This window comes from Faecalibacterium sp. I3-3-89 (assembly GCF_023347275.1).
Classification (GTDB): Bacteria; Bacillota; Clostridia; order Oscillospirales; family Ruminococcaceae; genus Faecalibacterium; species Faecalibacterium butyricigenerans.
This window is the reverse complement of record NZ_CP094468.1, coordinates 1,667,531-1,687,393: the sequence shown is the minus strand read 5'-3', so window position 1 is coordinate 1,687,393 and position 19,863 is coordinate 1,667,531. Positions and strand designations below refer to the sequence as shown.

Sequence of the window (19,863 nt, the reverse complement as noted above, 5' to 3'; positions counted from 1 at the left end):
TGACGAACAGTATTGCCGATTCGTTAAGGAGGTGGAAGGCTTTTGTTATACCCTGATATGAATTTGCAGAAGAGAACACAGCAAAGTACAACCCGATACCGTACAGCCTTGTACTTACGCTTATCTCGTGAGGATGGCGATAAGACAGAGAGCGACAGTATTGCAAACCAGCGCACCCTGCTGGAAGCCTATGCCGCAGACCACCCGGAACTGTGTATTGTGGATGAGTTTGTGGACGATGGTTACTCCGGCTCGAACTTTGAACGGCCTGCGTTCCAAAACCTGTTCAGGGAACTGGAACAAGGGACTATCAACTGCATTCTGGTGAAAGATTTGTCCCGCTTTGGACGGAATTACATTGAAGTGGGACGTTATCTGGAACGCATTTTTCCCGTCATGCGGGTCCGGCTGATTGCAGTGACGGACAACTATGACAGTCAATCTGCGTGGAAGACCAGCGATTCCATCATGGTCCCAATGCGGAACCTGCTCAACGATGCGTACTGCCGGGACATTTCCGTCAAAATCAAGAGCCAGCTTGCGGTCAAGCGGAAACGCGGTGATTTTGTGGGAAGTTTTGCAACCTATGGATACCAGAAGGACCCCGGCAATCATACCAAGCTGATCGTGGACGAACTGGCAGCGGAAACAGTGCAAGATATTTTCCGCTGGAAGATCAGTGGCATGAATAATCAGAGCATCGCAGACCGATTGAATGCGAAAAAGGTGCCGTCCCCGGCTGCACGAAAGTTGCAGAGCGGTGCAAAGCTGAGCCTGCATTTCCGCAAGAGCGATGAGCCTCCATGGTCCGCCAAAGCAGTGGACCGCATTCTGCACAACGAGGTCTATATTGGAAAACTGGTGCAGGGAAAGACAAGGAGACTGGACTATCGCTCCAAAAAGAAAATGAACGTGCCGATGAGGGACTGGGTAATCGTGGACAACACCCATGAAGCAATCATTCCGGCAGAGCAGTTTGAACTGGTGCGGCGGATTCTGGAAACAGAAACTCGCAGGCCGAACGATGCCGAAACGGTGGCCCTGTTTGCAGGCTTTCTCTACTGTGGGGACTGCGGCAGTCGGCTGGTACGCAGGTCGGCCAGCTATAAAGGAAAGCGGTACATCTATTATCAGTGCTCCGGCAGCAAACAGAACAAAGGCAGTTGCACGAGCCATAATCTGCGGGATGAAAAGCTCTATAACATTGTGCGGAATGCGCTCCAGATGCAGATCCAGATCGTGATGGAGGAAGCAGAGTTTGTAGAAGGCATCCGGCAGGCCCAGCAGGAACCCTACCGTGTGCGGCGCATCGAACGGCAGATTCGGCAGCTGACTGCAGAAAAGGCTCATACCCAGGGCATTAAGGAAAAACTGTACGGGGATTACGCAGAGAAAATCCTCACACGGGAGGATTTTTTGAACTACAACGAACTGTACAGCAAGCGGATCGAAGAGCATGACCGCAAAATCACAGAACTGGAAGCGGAACAGCGAAATTTACAGACTGCTCCAAACGCTTATCCGTTTCTGGATGTGTATCGTAAGTATCGAAAATTGGAAGAAATCACCCGCCCGATGATTGTCGAATTGATTGAGAAAATCGAAGTCTATGAGGGCAATCGGGTAGAAATTACGTTCCGATTCCACGATGAAATTGCGGACCTGCTGGAAGAACTGCATCAAAAGCAGATGGGGCAGCGTGAAGTGTCTGCTTAAAAGGAGGCTGTGACTTATGGCAAGAGTAAGCAAGAAAGTAAGTGCGGCGCAGCGTGAAGCAGAGAACGCACAACACCGTATCTGGAAAACCGCAATTTATGCACGGCTGTCCGATTTTGATGATGTGCTTCGGGATGCGGAATCGCTGGAAGTGCAGATTTCTTACATCAAGGAGTATATCAACCACCGGGATGATCTGATGCTGCTGGATGTGTTTGCGGACAAACGCTGCACGGGAACAAATTTTGATCGCCCGGAATTTGAACGGCTGCTGAAAGCACTGCAGGAGCGGAAAGTCAACTGCATTGTGGTAAAGGACTTCTCCCGACTGGGTCGTAATTTCGTGGAAACAGGTCAGTATCTGGAGCAAGTGTTTCCACTGTTTGGCGTAAGATTTATCGCCATCAATGATAATTATGACAGCCTGAACAGCCAGAGCCAGGATGGGATGCTGGTGCCGATCAAGAGCATGATCAATGAGCTGTACTCGAAAGACCTATCCCAGAAAATTCAGTCGTGTTTTCGTTCCAAAGAAGCACGGGGAGAAATCTATACTCCTGTTCCGTTCGGCTATAAAAAGGATCAGAAGAATCATTTGATTCTGGACGAGGAAGTCAGCGATGTGGTGATGCAGATTTTCTTCTGGAAGAAATCCGGCATGAAAGAGTACGAGATTGCAAAGAAGCTGTCTGCGCAGGGAATCCCAACACCTTTTACACGCCGCTGTCAGCTGGGATACCTGAAAAACACCTTGCGGGTAAAGGACCCAGCATGGCAGACCGTGTTCGTGACAAAGGTGCTGGAAAATCCAATCTACACAGGAACAATGGTCTATAACCGCATCGCCTACGATGAAACGAATCGGAAAATCGGGCAGAATCCACGGGAAAGCTGGCGGATGGTGCCGGACAGCCATCCGGCGATTATCAGCTGGGAATTGTTTGATGAAGTTTCCGCATTACGGGAAGCCGAGCAAGCAGTCAAGGAAGAGCGAAAAAAGTGGTGCAGACAGCGCAGAAAGAACAATCCGAACATCTTCAAAGGCAGAATCTTTTGCAAAAAGTGCGGAGAAAAAATGGTTTGTCATTGGCAAAGTGATGGTACGCTGTATTTTTACTGTGCATCTTGCCATATTTCAATTTCAGAGAAAGACCTCTGGAACGGCATTAACAAGGAGTTGCACCAGAGGATGGAAGAACACCGTGATTTGCAGAAGCTGGTACGGAAAAGCTCTGGAAAAAGCAAACTCCAATCAAAAGAAATAGCTACAAAACGTGAAATTGAACAGGCGTCAGGCAATATCGTTCGACTGGAATCACAGAAGCGCAGCGGCTACGAGCAGTATGTCCTTGGAAAAATTTCAAAAGAAAAGTTCCTGAAATTGAAGCAGGATGCAGAGAATGAAATTGAGGCATTCAGACAGACAAAAGCTGAAAACGAGAAAGAACTGGCCGTTGTTCAAGAAGAATTACAGCAGAAAAAGCAAATCGCAGGCAACACAGAGGTTCTTTTAACAGCAGATAATCTGCAGCAGTATGTAAAGAAAATTGAAGTGGATCACAAGAAAAATACTTACACGGAATTTGTGTTTTAACGAGGAGAACAGACGATGAAAGAGAAGATCTATGATGCCCGGACAGGAATGGAATATGTTTTGGTGGGTGATTATTATCTGCCAGCCTTGAAACTGCCACGGACCCGTCCGATTGGCCGCTGGGGGATGCTACACAAGGCGTACCTGAAACTGCGAAAACCAGCCTATTACCAGAGCTTGCTGCTGAGCGGAAAACTGGATACTGTTTTAGCAAATGTGGAAGAGCAGGCAGTGGAACGATATGAGGTTTTGATCGAGCAGCTGAGCCAGCGGGAGGGCGTATCGGAAAAACTGAAAGAAGAAAATCAGATGGAGTGGGTACGCCGTATGAGAAATCTGGAAAATCGTGCAGCAGAAATCGTAAAGGCAGAATTGATCTACACGTTTGAAAGGCGGTGAGCAGCAGATGATCGGAACCTATTACCGGCTTTCTCTTGCGGACGAGGATGTGGGTGCTGATAAGGCTGAGAGCAACAGCATTCAGGGCCAGCGCGGACTTGTAGAGGGATACATTATGGCTCGTCAGGAACTGGCAACAGAGCCGCGTCAGGAGTACGTGGACGATGGCTACTCCGGCACATCTACAAGCCGTCCTGCGTTTCAGCGGCTAATTCAAGATGCGCAGGACGGAAAGGTGAAAACGATTATCGTAAAGGACTTTTCCCGGTTCGCCCGTGATTACATTGAGGCAGGCGATTATATGGAGCGCATCTTCCCGCTGCTGAGCGTTCGCTTTATCTCTGTCAACGATGGTTACGACAGTGGAATGCAAATCGGAAACGATGTACGTGGACTGGAAGTAGCCATTAAGAACATCCTCAACGCATCCTACAGCCGGGATCTTTCCGCTAAAATCGCAGCAGCCGACCATGTGATGCAGAAAAAGGGAATGTATCTCGGAGGATACCGCCCGTTTGGATTCCTGCCGGACCCGAACGACTGTCATAAGCTAATTCTCGACCCGGTAGCCAGTCGATATGTGCGGTTGATTTTTGAACTGGCATTGCAGGGCAACAGAACGGGAACCATCGCAAAAATCCTAAATGAAAAGCAGATCCCGACCCCGGCAGCGTATCATGTGGCGGAAAGCCATGTGTACAGTGAGCAGAAAGCATGGGATCTGCAGCGCAGCCATTGGACAAGTGGAACGGTTTACCATGTTCTGAAAAATGAGAAGTATAAGGGAACCTATGTGGGCGCGAAATTCATTATGCCGGTTCCCTGTAAGCATCGGGTTCTGCGCGCTCCCTTGGAACAGCAGGTACGTATTGAGGACAGCCATGCCGCCATTGTGACCCCGGAGGAATTTGAACAGGCACAAATGGTCATTATGCTGCAGCATGGGAAGCACCAGGCCGGGAACTACACAAAACACCAGTATCCCTTGAAAGGCAAGGTCTACTGCGGCTACTGCCAGAAGCTGATGAAATATCGTGTACTCAAGAAGCTTGGTCCCTCGTTTAACTGCAGATTTTCGGCCACAGCGGTGGACAGCCCTTGCAAGCGAATCCCGATCTCCGAGGAACTGCTGGAACATATCGTCCGAAATGCGCTGACAGCGCAGATAAAGCAGGCAGAGTACGTACTGGAAATCCTGCACGAACGGGAACGCAAGGCGTTGATTTGCTTTTCCGCACTGGAACGGCAGGAAGAAAAGCTGAGTGCAGAAAAGGCAGAGATTGTAAAACAGCGCGTTGCACTGTATGAGCAATACGCCGACGGGAATATGAGTAAGGAAGAGTTCATCCGGCAGAGAGATGCCTACAGAGTGCAGGAAGATGAAAAGATGGAGCAGATTCAAAGGCTGCGTACCGAGAAAAATCAAGCTTTCCAGCCTGTGAAGAGGGACACCGATCATTTGCAGACTGTCATGAGTACTGTAGAAGAAGCAGGCGATGTGATGTACTTATCACAGAATGTGGTAGAAACTTTTATTGACCGCATCGAGGTTTTCAACGATGAACATGTGAAAATTCATTTTACATTTGAAAATGTGTTGGCAGACTATGCCGAATGAGTCGTAGCCAGAATCAATACAGTAAGCAGAGTTTTTCTTGTAAGAACATGAGATTCATGGTATCATAGAAGCAATAAAAAGTCTGTGTGTGGCTACGCGAAAGGAGCAGCAGAGATGAAAAAATTGAACATCCCAGTTGGTATTTCGGACTTTGAGAAGATTCGGAACGGTGGGTTTTATTATATTGACAAATCTGGCCTGATTGCGGAAATTTTGGACGAAAAAGCAGAAGTGACACTTATCACTCGACCACGGCGTTTCGGTAAGACGCTTGGCATGAGTATGTTAGAAAGCTTCTTTGACATCCGTAAAGACAGCAAAGAACTGTTTGATGGGCTGGAAATTGCAGAGCATCAGGTATTATGTGATGAGTGGATGAATCAGTATCCGACAGTCTTTGTTTCATTCCGACAGGTAGACGGTCTGGATTTTACTGGGGCATACGATATGCTCACAATGGTGATAGCGGATTTGTACAACAAACATCTTTATTTGCTTGATAGTAAAAGTGTTACAGAATTCCAAAAAACAGCGTTTGAGCATCTTGCACATGGCAATGGTTCTATAAAAGAAGTTAAGAACAGCCTTATGCTTTTGACAACGATGATGCAGAGCTATTATGCAAAGCCTGTAATTCTTCTTATAGACGAGTATGATGTCCCTGTAGCAAAAGCGAATAATAACGGTTATTATAATGAAATGCTCGATGTTATGAAAGGCTTGATGCAGGCTCTAAAAGACAATCAAGCACTTCAGTTTGCAGTTGTTACGGGCTGCTTAAAGATTGCGAAAGAAAGCATTTTTACGGGAACAAATAATTTTGTATCGGATACTATCACAAATTCTCGTCTGAACGAGTATTTCGGATTTGTACAGAGTGAGGTTGACCTGTTGCTAAAGGATGCTGACTTGACAACGCAGGCTGAGAGCATCAAGAAATGGTATGATGGATACCATTTCGGAGCCTTTGATGTTTACTGCCCGTGGGATGTAATGAATTATTTGCTGGAACTGCAGCGCAATCCGAAAGCTAAGCCTATCAGCTACTGGAAGAACACCAGCGACAATGCAATCATCCGTTCCTTTATTGACTATGCAGGCAGTACCATCACAAATAAACTTGAAACGCTGATGGCTGGTGGCTGCATCGTTCAGCGTGTGGATGAAAACCTGACCTATGATTATCTACATTCCTCAGAAGACAATCTTTGGAGTACGCTGTACCTGACAGGGTACTTAACCAAGGCGCGTGAAGAAGATTATAAGGGTGAGTTGCCGGATGGCATGGTTGCCCTTATGATTCCGAACGCAGAAATCAAAGAGATTTTTGAAACAACAGTCATCAAATGGTTCGATGACAGTACGAAGAAGTGGAATCGAAATGCTTTGTTCGATGCAGTCTGGAACGGTGATAGCGAGGGCATTACCAAGGAAATGAATGCTCTGCTCCGGCGCACCATTAGCTACCATGACTACCGGGAAGACTTCTATCATGCTTTCCTTGCGGGCATCTTCACAGGTGCCGGATATATGGTGGATTCCAATAAGGAGCATGGAGAAGGCCGAAGTGATGTGGTCGTTTACGATTCCATCAATGCCCGCGTTGCAATCTTTGAAGCAAAGTACACGAAGGTTTTGGAAAATCTGGAAAGTGAATGCGATATAGCCTTGCAGCAAATTGATGATCGGATGTATGCAAAGGAGTATGAGGATGATTACGATCAGATTCTTTGCTACGGTATTTCGTTCTTTAAAAAGCGCTGCATGGTAAAGAAAAAGTGATTCACAACAAATCTTAACTTGAATTCTGTATTATAACTTAAAATGAGTTAAAATACAGAAAAAGAATTATAAGAGAGGCTCGCATAAACCACAGACAGCACCCAAGATGATTCGAGGGTGCGTCTGCGACTTATGCGGGCCTTTTTATTTTGTGATTTTAATACGGATGGATGTTAAATTCCAAGGCTGACAAGAGTGGCCTTTAACTCACTCGCCGTGTGGATAATGATTTCCTGTTCAGTTTCGTTGCAGTCCAATAACAGACGATGCAATTCGGTGTTGGAAGTTGAAACGGAATAGTGAAGACTGTCTATCAACAAATCATCAACGGAAATGCAGAGGGCGTCGGCAATATCGACCAGAGTGGCAATGCTGGGGTGTTCTGTGCCTTTTTCAATTTTGGCCAGAAATTCACGACTGCGATTGATTTTAGAGGCTAAGGCTTCCTGGGTGATATTACCGCACTGCATTCTAAAATAACCAATGCGTTTTCCTAAAGCAACGTAATTGACGGACATAAGTAAATCTTCCTTTCAAATGCCCGCATAAGAGTACTTTTATTATCTGGCCTATGGAAAAACGAATCAAGAAGAACGAAAAGAACAGCCAACATAGAAGTCGGAATTCTTATTTTTCACCTCTAGCGGAGATGGCTTCTGAGGCCAAAATGTGAACCAGCAGTTCACATTTTGGGCAACAAGTGAACTGCTGGTTCACAGAAAAAATCATCTGACAGGTGTATAATAAAGCCATAAAATTAAACAGCACGATAATGTGAGTGAGAACGAAGTGAAAAAGTTACTGACGCTGTACAGCGGGGTTCAGTTAACAGATGTACTTTCGTTTTTGATTAGAAGAACTGTATAGAGAAAATGATGAAAATGTGACTCAGAATTTGGCGGGGCCACCCCCAGCGGTCGTGTGTTCTGAGGCAATTTTGTGAAGTGTTACATCACAATTTGCTGCACATGTGAAGTGCCACTTCACAGAAAAAATCATCTGATAAGTGTATAATAAAAGCATGAAATCAAACTGTAAAAATAAAGTGGGGGAAACGAAATGGAACGGCTGCTGACACTGTATAGCGAAGTCCAATCAACGGATGTACGGTGGCTGTGGTATCCGTTTATCGCAATCGGAAAAATCACACTGCTGCAAGGTGATCCTGGCGATGGAAAATCAACCATGATGATGAATCTGATTGCGGAACTTTCAACAGGAGGTAAGACCCCGGACGGTTGTAAAATCGGTACACCGCAAAAAGTGATTTATCAGTGCTCAGAGGATGGCGTTTCAGACACGATAAAGCCCCGTCTGGAACGCTGCGGAGCAGACTGCAGTAAGATTGCTTTCATCAATGAGGAAGTATATAACGGCCTTACATTAGACGATGAGCGCATCCGTCAGGCAATCATTGAATTCCGGCCGCGCTTGGTCGTGATCGACCCGATTCAGGCTTATCTTGGCAGTGATTCCGATTTGCAGATCGCAGGCAGGGCACGGAAACTTATGCGCCGCCTTGGAATGTGGGCTGCGGGCTATGACTGCGCCATCGTTCTGATTGGACACCTCAACAAAAAAGAAGGCTCCAAAGGGCTGTACCGCAGCCTTGGCAGTATTGATGTTGTGGCAGCAGCACGAAGCGTCCTGCAGGTGGAGCGAGATACCGAGAATCCTGATATAAGAATCGTACATCAAATCAAAAACAGTCTTGCGCCTACGGCAGAAGACATCCGCTTTTCCATTTCTGCCGACAAGGGCTTTCGATGGCTGGAATGCAGGCCACAGCTTTTTGAAAAACAACAGCCGGACGCCGAACCTAAATTTGATACAGAGCAACAGAAAGCTGCCTACTGGATCAAGCATTTCCTTGAAAAAGGCGATATGAGCGCAAATGAAATTTATTGCCGTCTGGACAATGAGGGTGTCAGCAAACGAGTGGCGCGGATGGTAAAAACGGAAATGGGAATCCACTGCTACCAGAAGAAGCGGAGATGGTATTGGAGTGTTCAGCTGGAAGAAGGTGCTATGAATGGACCGCAAGTATAAGGTTGGTGGCTATGTGAAACTTGCAAAACTGTGGGAACGCTCTAAGGATGCAGCGGTAGCCTATCACAGTTCCTACTATGCTGAAAAGTTTAGGGATGATGCGGATAAAAGGCTGGTTGGTGTCTATATTGACATCACAGGGAATAAGGAAATTTATAAACGCCCGGAAATGGTGCATCTGCTCAAAGATTGCAAAAAGGGTGCCGTCAATCTGATTTTTTCACAGACAAGGGCCTACCTTGCAGCGAATACCTGTGATTTCTGTTTTCTGCTGAAATATCTGTTTGATTTGCCGATGCGGGTGGACATTGTTACAGATGATGACGACCAGAGAATTGACACGATTCTTGATGTTGAGAATCAGCGTCAGAACCTGAAAGAATTGGCCGAAAAATATACATCAATCCGAAGGAAAGATTATCTTGAGTGGAGAATTCGACTGGAAGATGAAATGACAAAGGCTGAAGAAAAATGAACGTAGAACATATCCCAGCAAAAGATGTGGACATGCTGCCGTGTGGAGCAGACTGGCAGAGTAGGCATTTGGAGTCCGAAAAGAGAAAAGCTGAAATTCGGGACAGAATCCATAAGCAGGCAGAACAGGGCCAGAAAACGGCAAAAGACTACTTTCGTCCGGCGAAACCGACACCGTCGATTTACGACAGTGACCTGAAGCGTGTAGCGGTTTATGCCCGTGTCAGCACCTCTAGCGAAGAACAGATTTCTTCCATTGAAAACCAGACTCTATATTACACCAAAAAGATTGCAGAAACGGAAAACTGGAATTTGCAGGACATTTACAGCGATGAAGGAAAATCCGGCACATCGCTGCGGAAACGTGATGCGTTTAAACGCATGATGCGAGATGCCAAAGACCAGAAGATGGATTTGATTATCTGTGCCAGCATTTCACGTTTTGCTCGGAATTTTTCAGATTGCATGACGCAGATCGCGGCCCTGAAAACCATGCACCCGGCACATCCCATTGGCGTGTACTTTGAAACGGAAAACATCTACACGCTGAATCCAAGCAGTCAATACAGTCTTGACATTCAGGCTCTTTTGGCAGACTGGGAATCGGGCAACAAGAGCCGCCGGATGATCCTTTCGTATGATCAGCGCATTATGACAGGTCAGTACCCGGTGGCTGACCTGATGGGGTATCGGCATACTAAGGATGGCCAGTTGGTGATCGAGCCGGAAGAAGCAAAGACGGTGCGGTTTATCTTTCTGGCATTTATTCAAGGGTATAACTACGATCAGATTGCAATGATCCTGACGCAGAAAAAGCGCAGCACCCTGCGCGGCAGGCAGGAGTGGAACGGTGTGATGGTAGCAAACATCATGAAAAATGAACGCCGCTGGGGTGATCTGGAAGCCCGGAAGAGCATCGTGGTGGACTACAAGCTGGGCAAGGTCACAAAGAATAATGGGAATCGCTGCTCTGCCTATGTCCCGGAACATCACGAAGCGATTGTTTCGCCGGAGATTGCACGGGCTGCACATCTTGTGGCATCCAGCAGCAAAAAGTGCGGTGTGCAGGATATTGTGGTAATCCGACAGGGAGCATTGAAAGGCTTTGTGGGTATCCATCCGAACTGGAACGGTATCAATGCCGAAAGCATCCGCAGCCTTTGCCTGAGCACCTATCTGCCGGAAGAGGTGGCGAAACTGAACAAGATGGCAGAAATGCGGTCTGGAAAGAAGTTGGATATGGCATTGCCATCTGATTATTTGACTGTATCTGGCATATGTTTTATCAATCAAAGCAGCCCGATTATGACGATTTCTAAAAATGGAATCCGTTTCAGCAAGGCTTGCCACACCCGGCTGGACAACTGCGAATATGTGGAACTGCTCTATCATCCGATTCTGCAGGTCGTGATTTTACGAAAGAGCGATCATGGCTCTTCAACGGCGATGCACTGGCAAGATGACAATGACGTTCATAGTGCCTTTTCAGCCAGAGCGTTTTCTGGCCTGATCCTTCAAACGTTGAACTGGAGAAGGAATTGCCGCTATCGGTGCCGTGGTATCTGCCGAGGTCAGGGAAATGCAAAATTTCTGATTTTTGAATTAGATGAGTCCCGGATTTTGACTGGGAAAAATCAGTATGAACAAGAAAATTGTTCGATGAATCTGAAATGCCGGCTATATCGGAGTAAATGGGTTCAGAGCATTACAGTTAGTGATGTGATGGAATCTGGCCAAGTCGTAGAAAATCCCATGATTGGTGCAATTCCAAGCAGAAATGAAGTTCAACGTGAACTGGATGATCTTTTGATGTCGATGTAGGAGGAACTTATAGAATGGAAGAAAAAAGCAGGGCGCAGGAACTGAGCGTTCGGGAAATCTCCTTGATTCGTGAACTTGCACAGATACGGAAAGAACATAAAAGAGAACTGGAGTACGAAAAGTTCGATGGCTATGAACTTCCGCCGCGCACCCAGTTTTCCATGCTGAATAAACCTGCAGTGAGCATAAAATATGGCGTTATGAAATTCAATATGGCCTGTATCCGGCTTTTTGAAGGAATTAAGTATGTTCTTCCAATTCTGCATCCAAACAAGAAGCGGCTTGCGCTGATTATGTGCCCGGAAGAGGACAGTGCATCTGTTGAATGGGCAAGACAGAAGGACGAAAACTGGGTGAATAAGGATATTACCTCTTTGGAATTTGTGGAAAATATCTTCAAAATCATGAGTTGGAACCGAGAATGCCGCTATAAGATACTCGGACGAGTAGCGAACTCGGATCATGGCCTTTGTATGTTGTTCGATTTGGAAGAAGCAATCATGTTCACCCCGAAGCCACAGGAATATACGGATCCGCTTACTGGTGAAATGAAGAAAAAGCAGATGAAATTCTTCCCGGATGCCTATAAGAACCGTATCGGAAAATCTTATAATGACTATATTGCAGACCACCAGATGAACATGTTTGAAGACTTCATTGAGTATCAGGACTCTGCGGTATTGGATGAGCCTGTGCAGGAAGAGAATACAGTGCCGAAGCCACCAATGAGACAGAAAAGCGAACCACCGGAAAATACAGCGCTGCCCCATTTGCCGGAACAATCTGTGAATATGCAGCAATCGAGTTATGAGTCTGACGGGAGAGGAATGCCGACATGAATTCTGGACGAGTTATGAACCTGCGAGTGACAATTCCGGCGGAAAGCCGGAGAATGAATGTTGGGAAAGATGTTATCCGTATTCTTGGAAGTCCGGCCTATATCTGCGTTTTGCAGAGGAAAGATCGGAAGTCTATTGCAATCACGCCATGTGCTGCGGAGCATCCCATGTCCTTTAAGGTTCCGGACAGGCTGCTGACCGATGGGCAGTGTCGGATGATGATTAACGGAATACAGTTCATTCAGGTGTTGCTGGAAGCAAATGGTCTGGCAGCAGGAAAAGACCATCAGTTTAAAGGACGGTATGATGCCGAGAAAAATGCAGTTATCATTTCGCTTGAAAAAGATGAACAAAGTGCCCTCTCGCCTCAAAAGTGTACAACTTGACATCACGTCCATTTGGTCGTATAATACGTCCAAATGGACGTGATGAAGGGAGCTAATACTATGAGTGCCGGAATTTTAGATGGCTTTCAAACGATAATTCCAACGGCAGCGGCTGTCTTATCGGAAAAACGACAAATATTAAGGCTGACGCAACAAGAGGTTGCTGATCGCGCAAAAATAACATTACGTCAATATCAAAGGCTGGAATCTGGGGAAAGAAACATTTTGACTTCTTCTTTTGGCTTGGCGTGTCGAGTAATTGAAGCTCTTGATATGGATGTTTCTAAATTCTATCATGGTGACTATTACCTTGAAGAATTGAAAACTATTGAAGGCAAATGATTTGGTGACAGGGGAAAACATCAATTTAAATGACGGCATGATGCCGAAAAAAGAGCAATATAAAAAGAATTATCCCGTGGAAACAGGGAAGATAATGCGTGAAAAGTATGAAAATGGATTGATTCGGAATGAACATGAATTTAAGGAGGTGCTGAATAATGTGCTATTTAGTAGCAAAAGATCGTAATGCACATGGTTGTTTTGCTCTAAAAACGACGCATGGGAAGCATCTGGTGGAATTAAAAAGAGAATTGAACAGAGAAGTTGGATATAAGGGAGTACAGCTTGTAACTATCAGCAGGCCAACAGCGTATGGTGAGTATGCGCCTTACCACTTTGTGGATACAGAACAGGAATTTCAGACTCTTGTAAAGAGTCTTCGTCCATAAAATGCTGTGCGTGGGAGTGGCGTATTTCAGTTCGGGCGATTGGTGTGTGCTGGAATAATACCCTCTGTAGTCAGGTTAAGCCCCCGAATTATGAATAAGAAGATAAGCCCTACAAGGCTCAAATTGGTGTAAGAACCGATTGAAAGCCTTGTAGGGCTTTTTTTTACAAAAATTTTTGTTCCTTACTTGACAACCGCATATGGGCAACCAGAGAAAAGCCTGATTTCATGCGGGTTTGCGCGGCTTGACCTTTTCACCTCAACTTGTTTCTGCTTGTCATGGTGCGTTACGGCCAGCGTGTTTTCAGGAGTTAATGGCTTCTGGTTGCGCTCTATACTTAACCCACCACAGCGAAAGCTGATAGAGCAGAAAACAAAATAAGGAGGTACGAGGACAAGCCTGCGTATAGATTGTTGCTGCAATCTGTATACAGGCTTGTTGTTGTGCTATGAAGTGGGAAAGGTGAATAGTGAAAGACGAGCATGACAATTTAAGGAAAAAAACTGCTGGGATTGTGTATAAGCCTAGGACAAGAATAAAAACTATGGAATGACGGTTGGAGAGAAGTAATGGAAGAAAAAATCAGACTTGCGGTTTTTGGACAGAAACGTCTTTCTCGTGAAGGCGGGATGCTCGTAAAGAAGGATGTGCTTGTCCTTAATGGTCAGAAACTTGTCCAGGGTATGCAAGTCCATGAGCAGCTGATGCTCCAGATAATGCCCCAGCGCATAGCCGCACACCATCTGCTTCGTCTGTTTGTCCAGCTGGCTATTGATAAGAATCAATGGCTTATCAAAATAGAGCGAAAGTAAACCCAACATATCTTTAATGCGGGATGTTTCACTGATGTCCAGGCTGCAACTGCGCGCGATCTGTTTGATGTTGCGAGTTCCGGCATTTTGGACAAGTTCGTTGGCGGCTTGGTGAATAAACGCAGAATCCATAATGTGATCTCCTTCCGGGGATGGCATAGTGAATGGAACGGTGGTTTACAGGTTCATTATCCGGAACCGATTCACTTTTATTTTTTGTATTAAAGCAAGATGTTAATGTAAAGCAAACTATTAAACAGAGCAGCACTGTCAGAGGCGGTTTTTTAAATGTTTGCATTGTACGACTCAGAGAAAATGTCCAAAGTATCACTGGGATACAAAGTAGAATTAACATCATAAGTAGCATACCTCTTACTTTGAGACGGGTTGCTCGTATTAGCCGTCCAAACAGTCCACATAATAAAAGATGCTTTTATCATTGGCATCAACATAGGCATGAAGAAAGGATATTTCGTTATCATACCCTTGTTCATAATCCCGTTCAAAGCCGTCCGGTACATAATGGTCGCTATATCCATTCGGAAGCTGTTCCAACGGCTCACCATCCATCTGATACGTCAGCTGCATCTCAATGGGCAGAAATTTTTGAATCATCGTATAGACTGCCCTGCGGAACTCTGCACTTACTGCAAGCGCGCCGAGAGTTAAAATTACCAGCGTCAGGACCGCAATAAGAACTCGTTTCAGCACAGGGCGGCGTTTATGCAACGCCGCTTGCAGGCGGGCATCCCATCGGGATGTGTCTGGGTAGCGTTCCTTAAGCTGGGCCGGACTTGGCAGCTCGTCCAGTTCTTTCTGTGCATCTGCACGGAGTGCCATCATCAACGCTGCATCAAAAGAAACTTCTGTCCGCTCACTCATGGCTGTTCAGCTCCTTCCACAATAGTTTTCTTCCACGGAAAAGCCGCATGGAGGACATCAAATCCGGCAAAATCAACTGCATCATAGTCAAGGACTTGTCTCGACTTGGCCGTAACTACATTGAGATGGGAAAGTATCTGGAACAGATTTTCCCAATGATGGGGATTCGGTTCATTGCCATCAATGATAACTACGATAACGCAAACACTGAGAGCAGTGATTCGGATAGCATCGTGGTTCCCTTCAAAAATCTGCTGAACGATTCCTACTGCAGGGACATTTCCATTAAGGTTCGGAGCCAGTTGGACATTAAGCGGCGCAAGGGAGAGTTCATCGGCGGGTATGCAATGTACGGTTACTGCAAAGATGAACGGAACAAAAGCCGGTTGGTGGTGGATGAGTACGCAGCAGATGTTGTTCGTTCTATCTACCGCAGAAAATTGGAAGGCATGAGCGCAAAGGCTATTGCGGAACAGCTGAACAGCGAGGGGGTTCTGGCTCCCAGTGAGTACAAGCGTCTATGTGGATACCATCAACAATAAAAGTACACAGAGATTTTTTGCTGGGCAGGACAAACGTGACTTGTCGAAAGAGCAGTGGTATGTGGCAAAAAATACACATCCAGCCATCATTGCAAGGGATGATTTTGAAAAGGTGCAGGAGATTCTGACGAAGAATCAGAAGGTGTTCAAAACAGTAAGAGCTGAATCGGAACAGATTCGCACGGAGTATCAGAATGACCTTGCCGGAATGGTGTTCTGTGCAGACTGCGGCAGATCGATGGATTTTGATAGGCTTCCGCATGGAGCAGAAGAAAGTAAAAAGGTTTGTTACTATATTTGCAGAGCAAGGCAGGCGGATGATAAGTGCATCGGACACCAGATTACGGAAAAGTTGTTGAAAGCTCTGGTAATGGATCAGCTGCATCTGTTTATTGTTCGGCTTAGTGATAAGCGCAAAGTTCTGGAAGAGCTGCGAAAAATCGAAGATATGCAGAATCCTGTCTACCGTGCAAAAAGTGAGATTATGAGCCTGACGGATAAAGTTGGCCAGATGGCAAAGAAAAGAGAACAGCTTTATGCAGATTATGTGGCAGGCGTGGTGGATTCTGAAGATTATCAATTGATTCGGGAAGATTATTCCAAACAGTATGACGGCCTGCGAGCAGCACTGCAGAGAGCAGAAGCCAAAAAGGTGGAAGTAGAACAACAGATTAGAGAATATCTGAATATGACTTCCAACTTGGAAGAGCATCTGGATGATTTTGGATTTGATGCTCAGCTGGTAAAATCCCTTGTGCAGAGAATCGAAGTGAGTGCAGATAAGCGGATTCGCATTGTGTTTGGATTTCAAGATGTGTTTGCGGACCTTGGAAAGGAGAGTGCGGGAAAATGATTGCAGCGTATCAGCGCATTTCAAGGGCAGACGGTGATTTGGGTAAAGATGGAAAAGACAAGAGCAACAGCATCGAAAACCAGAAAGAACTGATCCAGCGGTATATTTCCCACAAAGAGAGTCTGCAAAATCTGCCTGTGATGGATTTTGTGGATGATGGTTACACAGGCAGCAATTTCGACAGACCGGGCTTTCAGAAAATGATGGATGGTGTGCGCAGTGGCGAGATTGATACCATTATCGTAAAAGACCTGTCTCGTTTTGGACGCGATTACATTGGTGTGGGCGAATACATGGAGCAGATTTTTCCACTACTGGGTGTCAGGCTCATCTCCATCAATGACAACTATGACAGCAGCAATTATAATGGTACAACCTTGGGGATCCGTCAGGCAATCATTGAATTTCGACCGCGATTGGTTGTGATCGACCCGATTCAGGCTTATCTTGGTAGCGATTCGGATTTGCAGATTGCAGGCAGGGCACGGAAACTCATGCGCCGTCTTGGAATGTGGGCTGCTGGCTACGACTGCGCCATCGTTCTGATTGGCCACCTTAATAAAAAAGAAGGTTCCAAAGGGTTGTACCGCAGTTTGGGAAGCATTGATGTTGTGGCAGCAGCACGAAGTGTCCTGCAGGTGGAACGGGATACCGAGAATCCTGATATAAGAATTGTACATCAAATCAAAAACAGTCTTGCGCCTACGGCTGAGGACATTCACTTTTCCATTTCTGCCGAAAAAGGCTTTCAATGGATGGAATGCAGGCCGCAACTTATTGAAAAACAGCAGCAGGATATAGAACTGAGATTTGATTCTGAGCAGCAGAAAGCCGTCTATTGGATCAAGCATTTCCTTGAAAAAGGCGATATGAGCGCAAATGAAATATATTGCCGTTTGGACAATGAGGGCATCAGCAAACGAGTGGCACGAATGGTAAAAACAGAAATGGGAATTCACTGCTACCAGAAAAAGCGAAAATGGTATTGGAGTGTTCAGCCGGAAGAAGGTGTTATGAATGGACCGCAAGTATAAAGTAGGCGGCTATGTGAAACTTGCAAAACTGTGGGAACGCTCCAAGGATGTAGCAGTAGCCTATCATAGTTCCTATTACGCTGAAAGGTTCAGAGATGATGTGGATAAAAGGCTGGTTGGTGTCTATATTGACATCACAGGGAATAAGGAAATTTACAAACGCCCGGAAATGGTACATCTGCTTCAGGACTGTAAAAAGGGAATAGTTAATCTGATTTTCTCGCAAACAAGAGCCTACCTTGCGGCGAATACCTGTGATTTCTGTTTCCTGTTGAAATATCTGTTTGACATACCGATGCGAGTGGACATTGTTACGGATGATGATGACCAGAGAATCGACACCATTCTTGATGTTGATAACCAACGGCAAAGTCTGAAAGAATTAGCCGAAAAATACACATCAATCCGTAAGAAAGAATATCTTGCATGGAAAGCACGACTAGAACATGAAATGGAAAAGGCAGATGGAAAATGAATGAAGGACAGTATGATTCAAAAAATGTAGAACATATTTCAATAGAAAATATCGAAGTTGTGTCCAATGGAATGGATTGGAAAAGCAGGCATTTGGAAGCTGAAAAGAGAAAAGCCGAAATCCGCGACAGAATCCATAAGCAGACTGAACAGGGCCAGAAATCTGCAAAAGATTATTTCCGCCCTGCAAAGCCGACCCCATCAATTTATGACAGTGACCTAAAACGTGTGGCCGTTTATGCTCGTGTCAGCACATCTAGCGAAGAACAGATTTCCTCTATTGAAAATCAAACTCTATACTACACCAAAAAGATTGCAGAAACGGAAAACTGGAATCTGCAGGATATTTACAGTGACGAGGGAAAATCGGGTACTTCACTGCGGAAACGAGATGCATTTAAGCGAATGATGCGAGATGCCAAAGACCAGAAAATGGATTTGATTATCTGTGCCAGCATTTCGCGTTTTGCCCGGAACTTTTCGGATTGCATGACACAGATCGCAGCTTTGAAAACCATGCATCCTGCACATCCCATCGGTGTGTACTTTGAAACAGAGAATATCTACACGCTGAATCCAAGCAGTCAATACAGTCTTGACATTCAGGCTCTTTTGGCAGACTGGGAATCGGGCAATAAGAGTCGCCGCATGATCCTTTCGTATGACCAGCGTATTATGACAGGTCAGTACCCGGTGGCTGACCTGATGGGGTATCGGCATACGAAGGATGGACAGCTTGTGATTGAGCCGGAAGAAGCAAAGACGGTACGTTTTATCTTTCTGGCATTTATTCAGGGCTATGATTACGAACAGATTGCAATGATCCTGACACAGAAGAAGCGCAGCACCCTGCGCGGCAGGCAAGAGTGGAATGGCATGATGGTGGCTAACATTATGAAAAACGAACGTCGCTGGGGTGATCTGGAAGCTCGGAAGAGCATTGTGGTGGACTACAAGTTGGGCAAGGTCACAAAGAATAACGGAAATCGCTGCTCTGCCTACGTTCCAGAACATCACGAAGCGATTGTTTCACCGGAAATTGCACGGGCTGCACATCTTGTGGCATCCAGCAAAAAGAAGTGCGGGGTGCAGGATATTGTAGTAATCCAGCAGGGAGCATTGAAAGGATTCGTGGGCATCCATCCGAACTGGAGTGGCATCAGTGTTGATAGTATTCACAGTCTTTGTCTGAGGGCCTATCTTCCGGAAGAGGTGGCGAAACTGAATGATATAGCAGAGATGAGGGCTGGAACAAAGCTGGAAAAGCCCCTTCGATCGGAATATCTGACGATTTCAGGCACTTGCTTTATCAATCAAAGTAGCCCGGTCATAACAATCTCAAAAAATGGAATCCGTTTCAGCAAAGCGTGTCATACCCGCTTGGACGACTGCGAGCATGTGGAACTGCTCTATCATCCGATTCTGCAAGTCGTAATCCTGCGAAAAAGTAATCGTGATGCTTCAACAGCGATACATTGGGAAAATAAGGATAAGATTTGCAGCAGCTTTTCATCCAGGGCATTTTCAGGGGTGATATTTGAAGCAATGAACTGGAAGTGGAGTTGTCGTTACCAGTGTCGTGGTATCTGCCGTGGAGAGGAAAATGCAAAGTTCCTAATTTTTGAATTGGATGAGTCCCGGATTTTGATTGGAAAAAATCAGTATGAACAGATTGAGGATCGTTCGATGAATCTGAAATGTCGGCTGTATCGGAGCAAGTGGGTTCAGAGCATTGCGGCCAGTGATGTGATGGAATCCGGCCAAGTCGTAGAAAATCCCATGATTGGTGCAATTCCAAGCAGAAATGAAGTTCAACGTGAACTGGATGACCTTTTAATGTCGATGTAGGAGGATTTG

The 19,863-nt window shown here is 45.8% G+C and carries 19 protein-coding genes and 1 pseudogene; 17 read left to right on the top strand and 3 right to left on the bottom strand.

Annotated features, from left to right (window positions below; all coding sequences use genetic code 11):
* Window positions 1–42 precede the first annotated feature (42 nt).
* From MTP38_RS07855 to MTP38_RS07835, 5 genes are all read left to right on the top strand, one after another.
* The gene (locus MTP38_RS07855) at window positions 43–1,716 is read left to right on the top strand and encodes a recombinase family protein (protein ID WP_249233199.1); all 1,674 of its coding nucleotides are present in this window, start codon (window positions 43–45) and stop codon (window positions 1,714–1,716) included.
* 16 nt (window positions 1,717–1,732) lie between these two features.
* A complete protein-coding gene (locus MTP38_RS07850; protein WP_249233198.1) occupies window positions 1,733–3,310 on the top strand; it encodes a recombinase family protein in 1,578 nt (525 codons plus the stop codon).
* Window positions 3,311–3,325: 15 nt separating this feature from the next.
* Window positions 3,326–3,709 (top strand): TnpV protein, encoded by a 384-nt coding sequence (locus tag MTP38_RS07845; protein ID WP_249233197.1) that lies wholly within the window; start codon window positions 3,326–3,328, stop codon window positions 3,707–3,709.
* Window positions 3,710–3,716: 7 nt separating this feature from the next.
* Window positions 3,717–5,327: a recombinase family protein gene (locus tag MTP38_RS07840; RefSeq protein ID WP_249233196.1), complete on the top strand. Its 1,611-nt coding sequence runs from the start codon at window positions 3,717–3,719 to the stop codon at window positions 5,325–5,327.
* A 114-nt stretch (window positions 5,328–5,441) separates the two neighbouring features.
* On the top strand, window positions 5,442–7,109 hold the full coding sequence (locus MTP38_RS07835; RefSeq protein WP_249233195.1) for an AAA family ATPase: 1,668 nt from the start codon (window positions 5,442–5,444) through the stop codon (window positions 7,107–7,109).
* A gap of 173 nt (window positions 7,110–7,282) precedes the next feature.
* Here the strand turns inward: MTP38_RS07835 and MTP38_RS07830 are convergent, their stop codons facing one another.
* Entirely contained in the window at window positions 7,283–7,627 is a 345-nt protein-coding gene (locus MTP38_RS07830; protein ID WP_249233194.1) for a helix-turn-helix domain-containing protein, read from the bottom strand.
* Between the two features lie 541 nt (window positions 7,628–8,168).
* Between MTP38_RS07830 and MTP38_RS07825 the strand changes: the two genes are divergently transcribed.
* The 7 genes from MTP38_RS07825 to MTP38_RS07795 all read left to right on the top strand — a co-directional run bounded on the left by MTP38_RS07825 (window position 8,169) and on the right by MTP38_RS07795 (window position 13,409).
* On the top strand, window positions 8,169–9,158 hold the full coding sequence (locus tag MTP38_RS07825) for an AAA family ATPase (RefSeq protein ID WP_249233193.1): 990 nt from the start codon (window positions 8,169–8,171) through the stop codon (window positions 9,156–9,158).
* A complete protein-coding gene (locus MTP38_RS07820) occupies window positions 9,142–9,633 on the top strand; it encodes a hypothetical protein (RefSeq protein WP_249233192.1) in 492 nt (163 codons plus the stop codon). The genes MTP38_RS07825 and MTP38_RS07820 overlap by 17 nt, the downstream gene beginning before the upstream one ends.
* Complete coding sequence (locus tag MTP38_RS07815; RefSeq protein ID WP_249233191.1) at window positions 9,630–11,453, top strand: recombinase family protein; 1,824 nt, start codon at window positions 9,630–9,632, stop codon at window positions 11,451–11,453. Before MTP38_RS07820 ends, MTP38_RS07815 begins: the two co-directional genes overlap by 4 nt.
* A 14-nt stretch (window positions 11,454–11,467) precedes the next feature.
* Window positions 11,468–12,292 (top strand): hypothetical protein, encoded by an 825-nt coding sequence (locus MTP38_RS07810; protein ID WP_249233190.1) that lies wholly within the window; start codon window positions 11,468–11,470, stop codon window positions 12,290–12,292.
* Window positions 12,289–12,678, top strand: coding sequence for a hypothetical protein (locus MTP38_RS07805; protein WP_097792234.1), 390 nt, complete (start codon window positions 12,289–12,291; stop codon window positions 12,676–12,678). The genes MTP38_RS07810 and MTP38_RS07805 overlap by 4 nt, the downstream gene beginning before the upstream one ends.
* 60 nt (window positions 12,679–12,738) lie before the next feature.
* Window positions 12,739–13,020, top strand: a complete 282-nt coding sequence (locus MTP38_RS07800; protein WP_181969019.1) for a helix-turn-helix domain-containing protein — start codon at window positions 12,739–12,741, stop codon at window positions 13,018–13,020.
* A 158-nt stretch (window positions 13,021–13,178) separates the two neighbouring features.
* Window positions 13,179–13,409, top strand: coding sequence for a DUF6718 family protein (locus MTP38_RS07795; RefSeq protein ID WP_249233189.1), 231 nt, complete (start codon window positions 13,179–13,181; stop codon window positions 13,407–13,409).
* Between the two features lie 542 nt (window positions 13,410–13,951).
* Here the strand turns inward: MTP38_RS07795 and MTP38_RS07790 are convergent.
* Both MTP38_RS07790 and MTP38_RS07785 read right to left on the bottom strand, forming a co-directional pair.
* A complete protein-coding gene (locus MTP38_RS07790) occupies window positions 13,952–14,353 on the bottom strand; it encodes a hypothetical protein (RefSeq protein ID WP_249233188.1) in 402 nt (133 codons plus the stop codon).
* A 276-nt stretch (window positions 14,354–14,629) separates the two neighbouring features.
* Window positions 14,630–15,103, bottom strand: a pseudogene (locus MTP38_RS07785) (DUF4367 domain-containing protein); the annotation flags it as partial.
* A 47-nt stretch (window positions 15,104–15,150) separates the two neighbouring features.
* Between MTP38_RS07785 and MTP38_RS07780 the strand changes: the two are divergent.
* Genes MTP38_RS07780 through MTP38_RS07760 form a run of 5 tightly spaced genes read left to right on the top strand, consistent with a single transcriptional unit; the run spans window position 15,151 to window position 19,854 of the window.
* Window positions 15,151–15,645 (top strand): recombinase family protein, encoded by a 495-nt coding sequence (locus tag MTP38_RS07780; protein WP_256466361.1) that lies wholly within the window; start codon window positions 15,151–15,153, stop codon window positions 15,643–15,645.
* Window positions 15,626–16,498, top strand: coding sequence for a recombinase zinc beta ribbon domain-containing protein (locus MTP38_RS07775; protein ID WP_256466360.1), 873 nt, complete (start codon window positions 15,626–15,628; stop codon window positions 16,496–16,498). Before MTP38_RS07780 ends, MTP38_RS07775 begins: the two co-directional genes overlap by 20 nt.
* Complete coding sequence (locus MTP38_RS07770; RefSeq protein WP_249233187.1) at window positions 16,495–17,532, top strand: recombinase family protein; 1,038 nt, start codon at window positions 16,495–16,497, stop codon at window positions 17,530–17,532. Before MTP38_RS07775 ends, MTP38_RS07770 begins: the two co-directional genes overlap by 4 nt.
* Complete coding sequence (locus MTP38_RS07765) at window positions 17,516–18,007, top strand: hypothetical protein (protein ID WP_249233186.1); 492 nt, start codon at window positions 17,516–17,518, stop codon at window positions 18,005–18,007. The genes MTP38_RS07770 and MTP38_RS07765 overlap by 17 nt, the downstream gene beginning before the upstream one ends.
* Window positions 18,004–19,854: a recombinase family protein gene (locus MTP38_RS07760; RefSeq protein ID WP_249233185.1), complete on the top strand. Its 1,851-nt coding sequence runs from the start codon at window positions 18,004–18,006 to the stop codon at window positions 19,852–19,854. The genes MTP38_RS07765 and MTP38_RS07760 overlap by 4 nt, the downstream gene beginning before the upstream one ends.
* The last annotated feature ends 9 nt before the right edge of the window (window positions 19,855–19,863 follow it).

Coding starts and splice junctions, on each gene's coding strand:
- MTP38_RS07850 (WP_249233198.1), top strand. CDS start 1,733: ATGGCAAGAGTAAGCAAGAAAGTAAGTGCGGCGCAGCGTGAAGCAGAG.
- MTP38_RS07845 (WP_249233197.1), top strand. CDS start 3,326: ATGAAAGAGAAGATCTATGATGCCCGGACAGGAATGGAATATGTTTTG.
- MTP38_RS07840 (WP_249233196.1), top strand. CDS start 3,717: ATGATCGGAACCTATTACCGGCTTTCTCTTGCGGACGAGGATGTGGGT.
- MTP38_RS07835 (WP_249233195.1), top strand. CDS start 5,442: ATGAAAAAATTGAACATCCCAGTTGGTATTTCGGACTTTGAGAAGATT.
- MTP38_RS07830 (WP_249233194.1), bottom strand. CDS start 7,627: ATGTCCGTCAATTACGTTGCTTTAGGAAAACGCATTGGTTATTTTAGA.
- MTP38_RS07825 (WP_249233193.1), top strand. CDS start 8,169: ATGGAACGGCTGCTGACACTGTATAGCGAAGTCCAATCAACGGATGTA.
- MTP38_RS07820 (WP_249233192.1), top strand. CDS start 9,142: ATGGACCGCAAGTATAAGGTTGGTGGCTATGTGAAACTTGCAAAACTG.
- MTP38_RS07815 (WP_249233191.1), top strand. CDS start 9,630: ATGAACGTAGAACATATCCCAGCAAAAGATGTGGACATGCTGCCGTGT.
- MTP38_RS07810 (WP_249233190.1), top strand. CDS start 11,468: ATGGAAGAAAAAAGCAGGGCGCAGGAACTGAGCGTTCGGGAAATCTCC.
- MTP38_RS07805 (WP_097792234.1), top strand. CDS start 12,289: ATGAATTCTGGACGAGTTATGAACCTGCGAGTGACAATTCCGGCGGAA.
- MTP38_RS07800 (WP_181969019.1), top strand. CDS start 12,739: ATGAGTGCCGGAATTTTAGATGGCTTTCAAACGATAATTCCAACGGCA.
- MTP38_RS07795 (WP_249233189.1), top strand. CDS start 13,179: ATGTGCTATTTAGTAGCAAAAGATCGTAATGCACATGGTTGTTTTGCT.
- MTP38_RS07790 (WP_249233188.1), bottom strand. CDS start 14,353: ATGGATTCTGCGTTTATTCACCAAGCCGCCAACGAACTTGTCCAAAAT.
- MTP38_RS07780 (WP_256466361.1), top strand. CDS start 15,151: ATGGAGGACATCAAATCCGGCAAAATCAACTGCATCATAGTCAAGGAC.
- MTP38_RS07770 (WP_249233187.1), top strand. CDS start 16,495: ATGATTGCAGCGTATCAGCGCATTTCAAGGGCAGACGGTGATTTGGGT.
- MTP38_RS07765 (WP_249233186.1), top strand. CDS start 17,516: ATGGACCGCAAGTATAAAGTAGGCGGCTATGTGAAACTTGCAAAACTG.
- MTP38_RS07760 (WP_249233185.1), top strand. CDS start 18,004: ATGAATGAAGGACAGTATGATTCAAAAAATGTAGAACATATTTCAATA.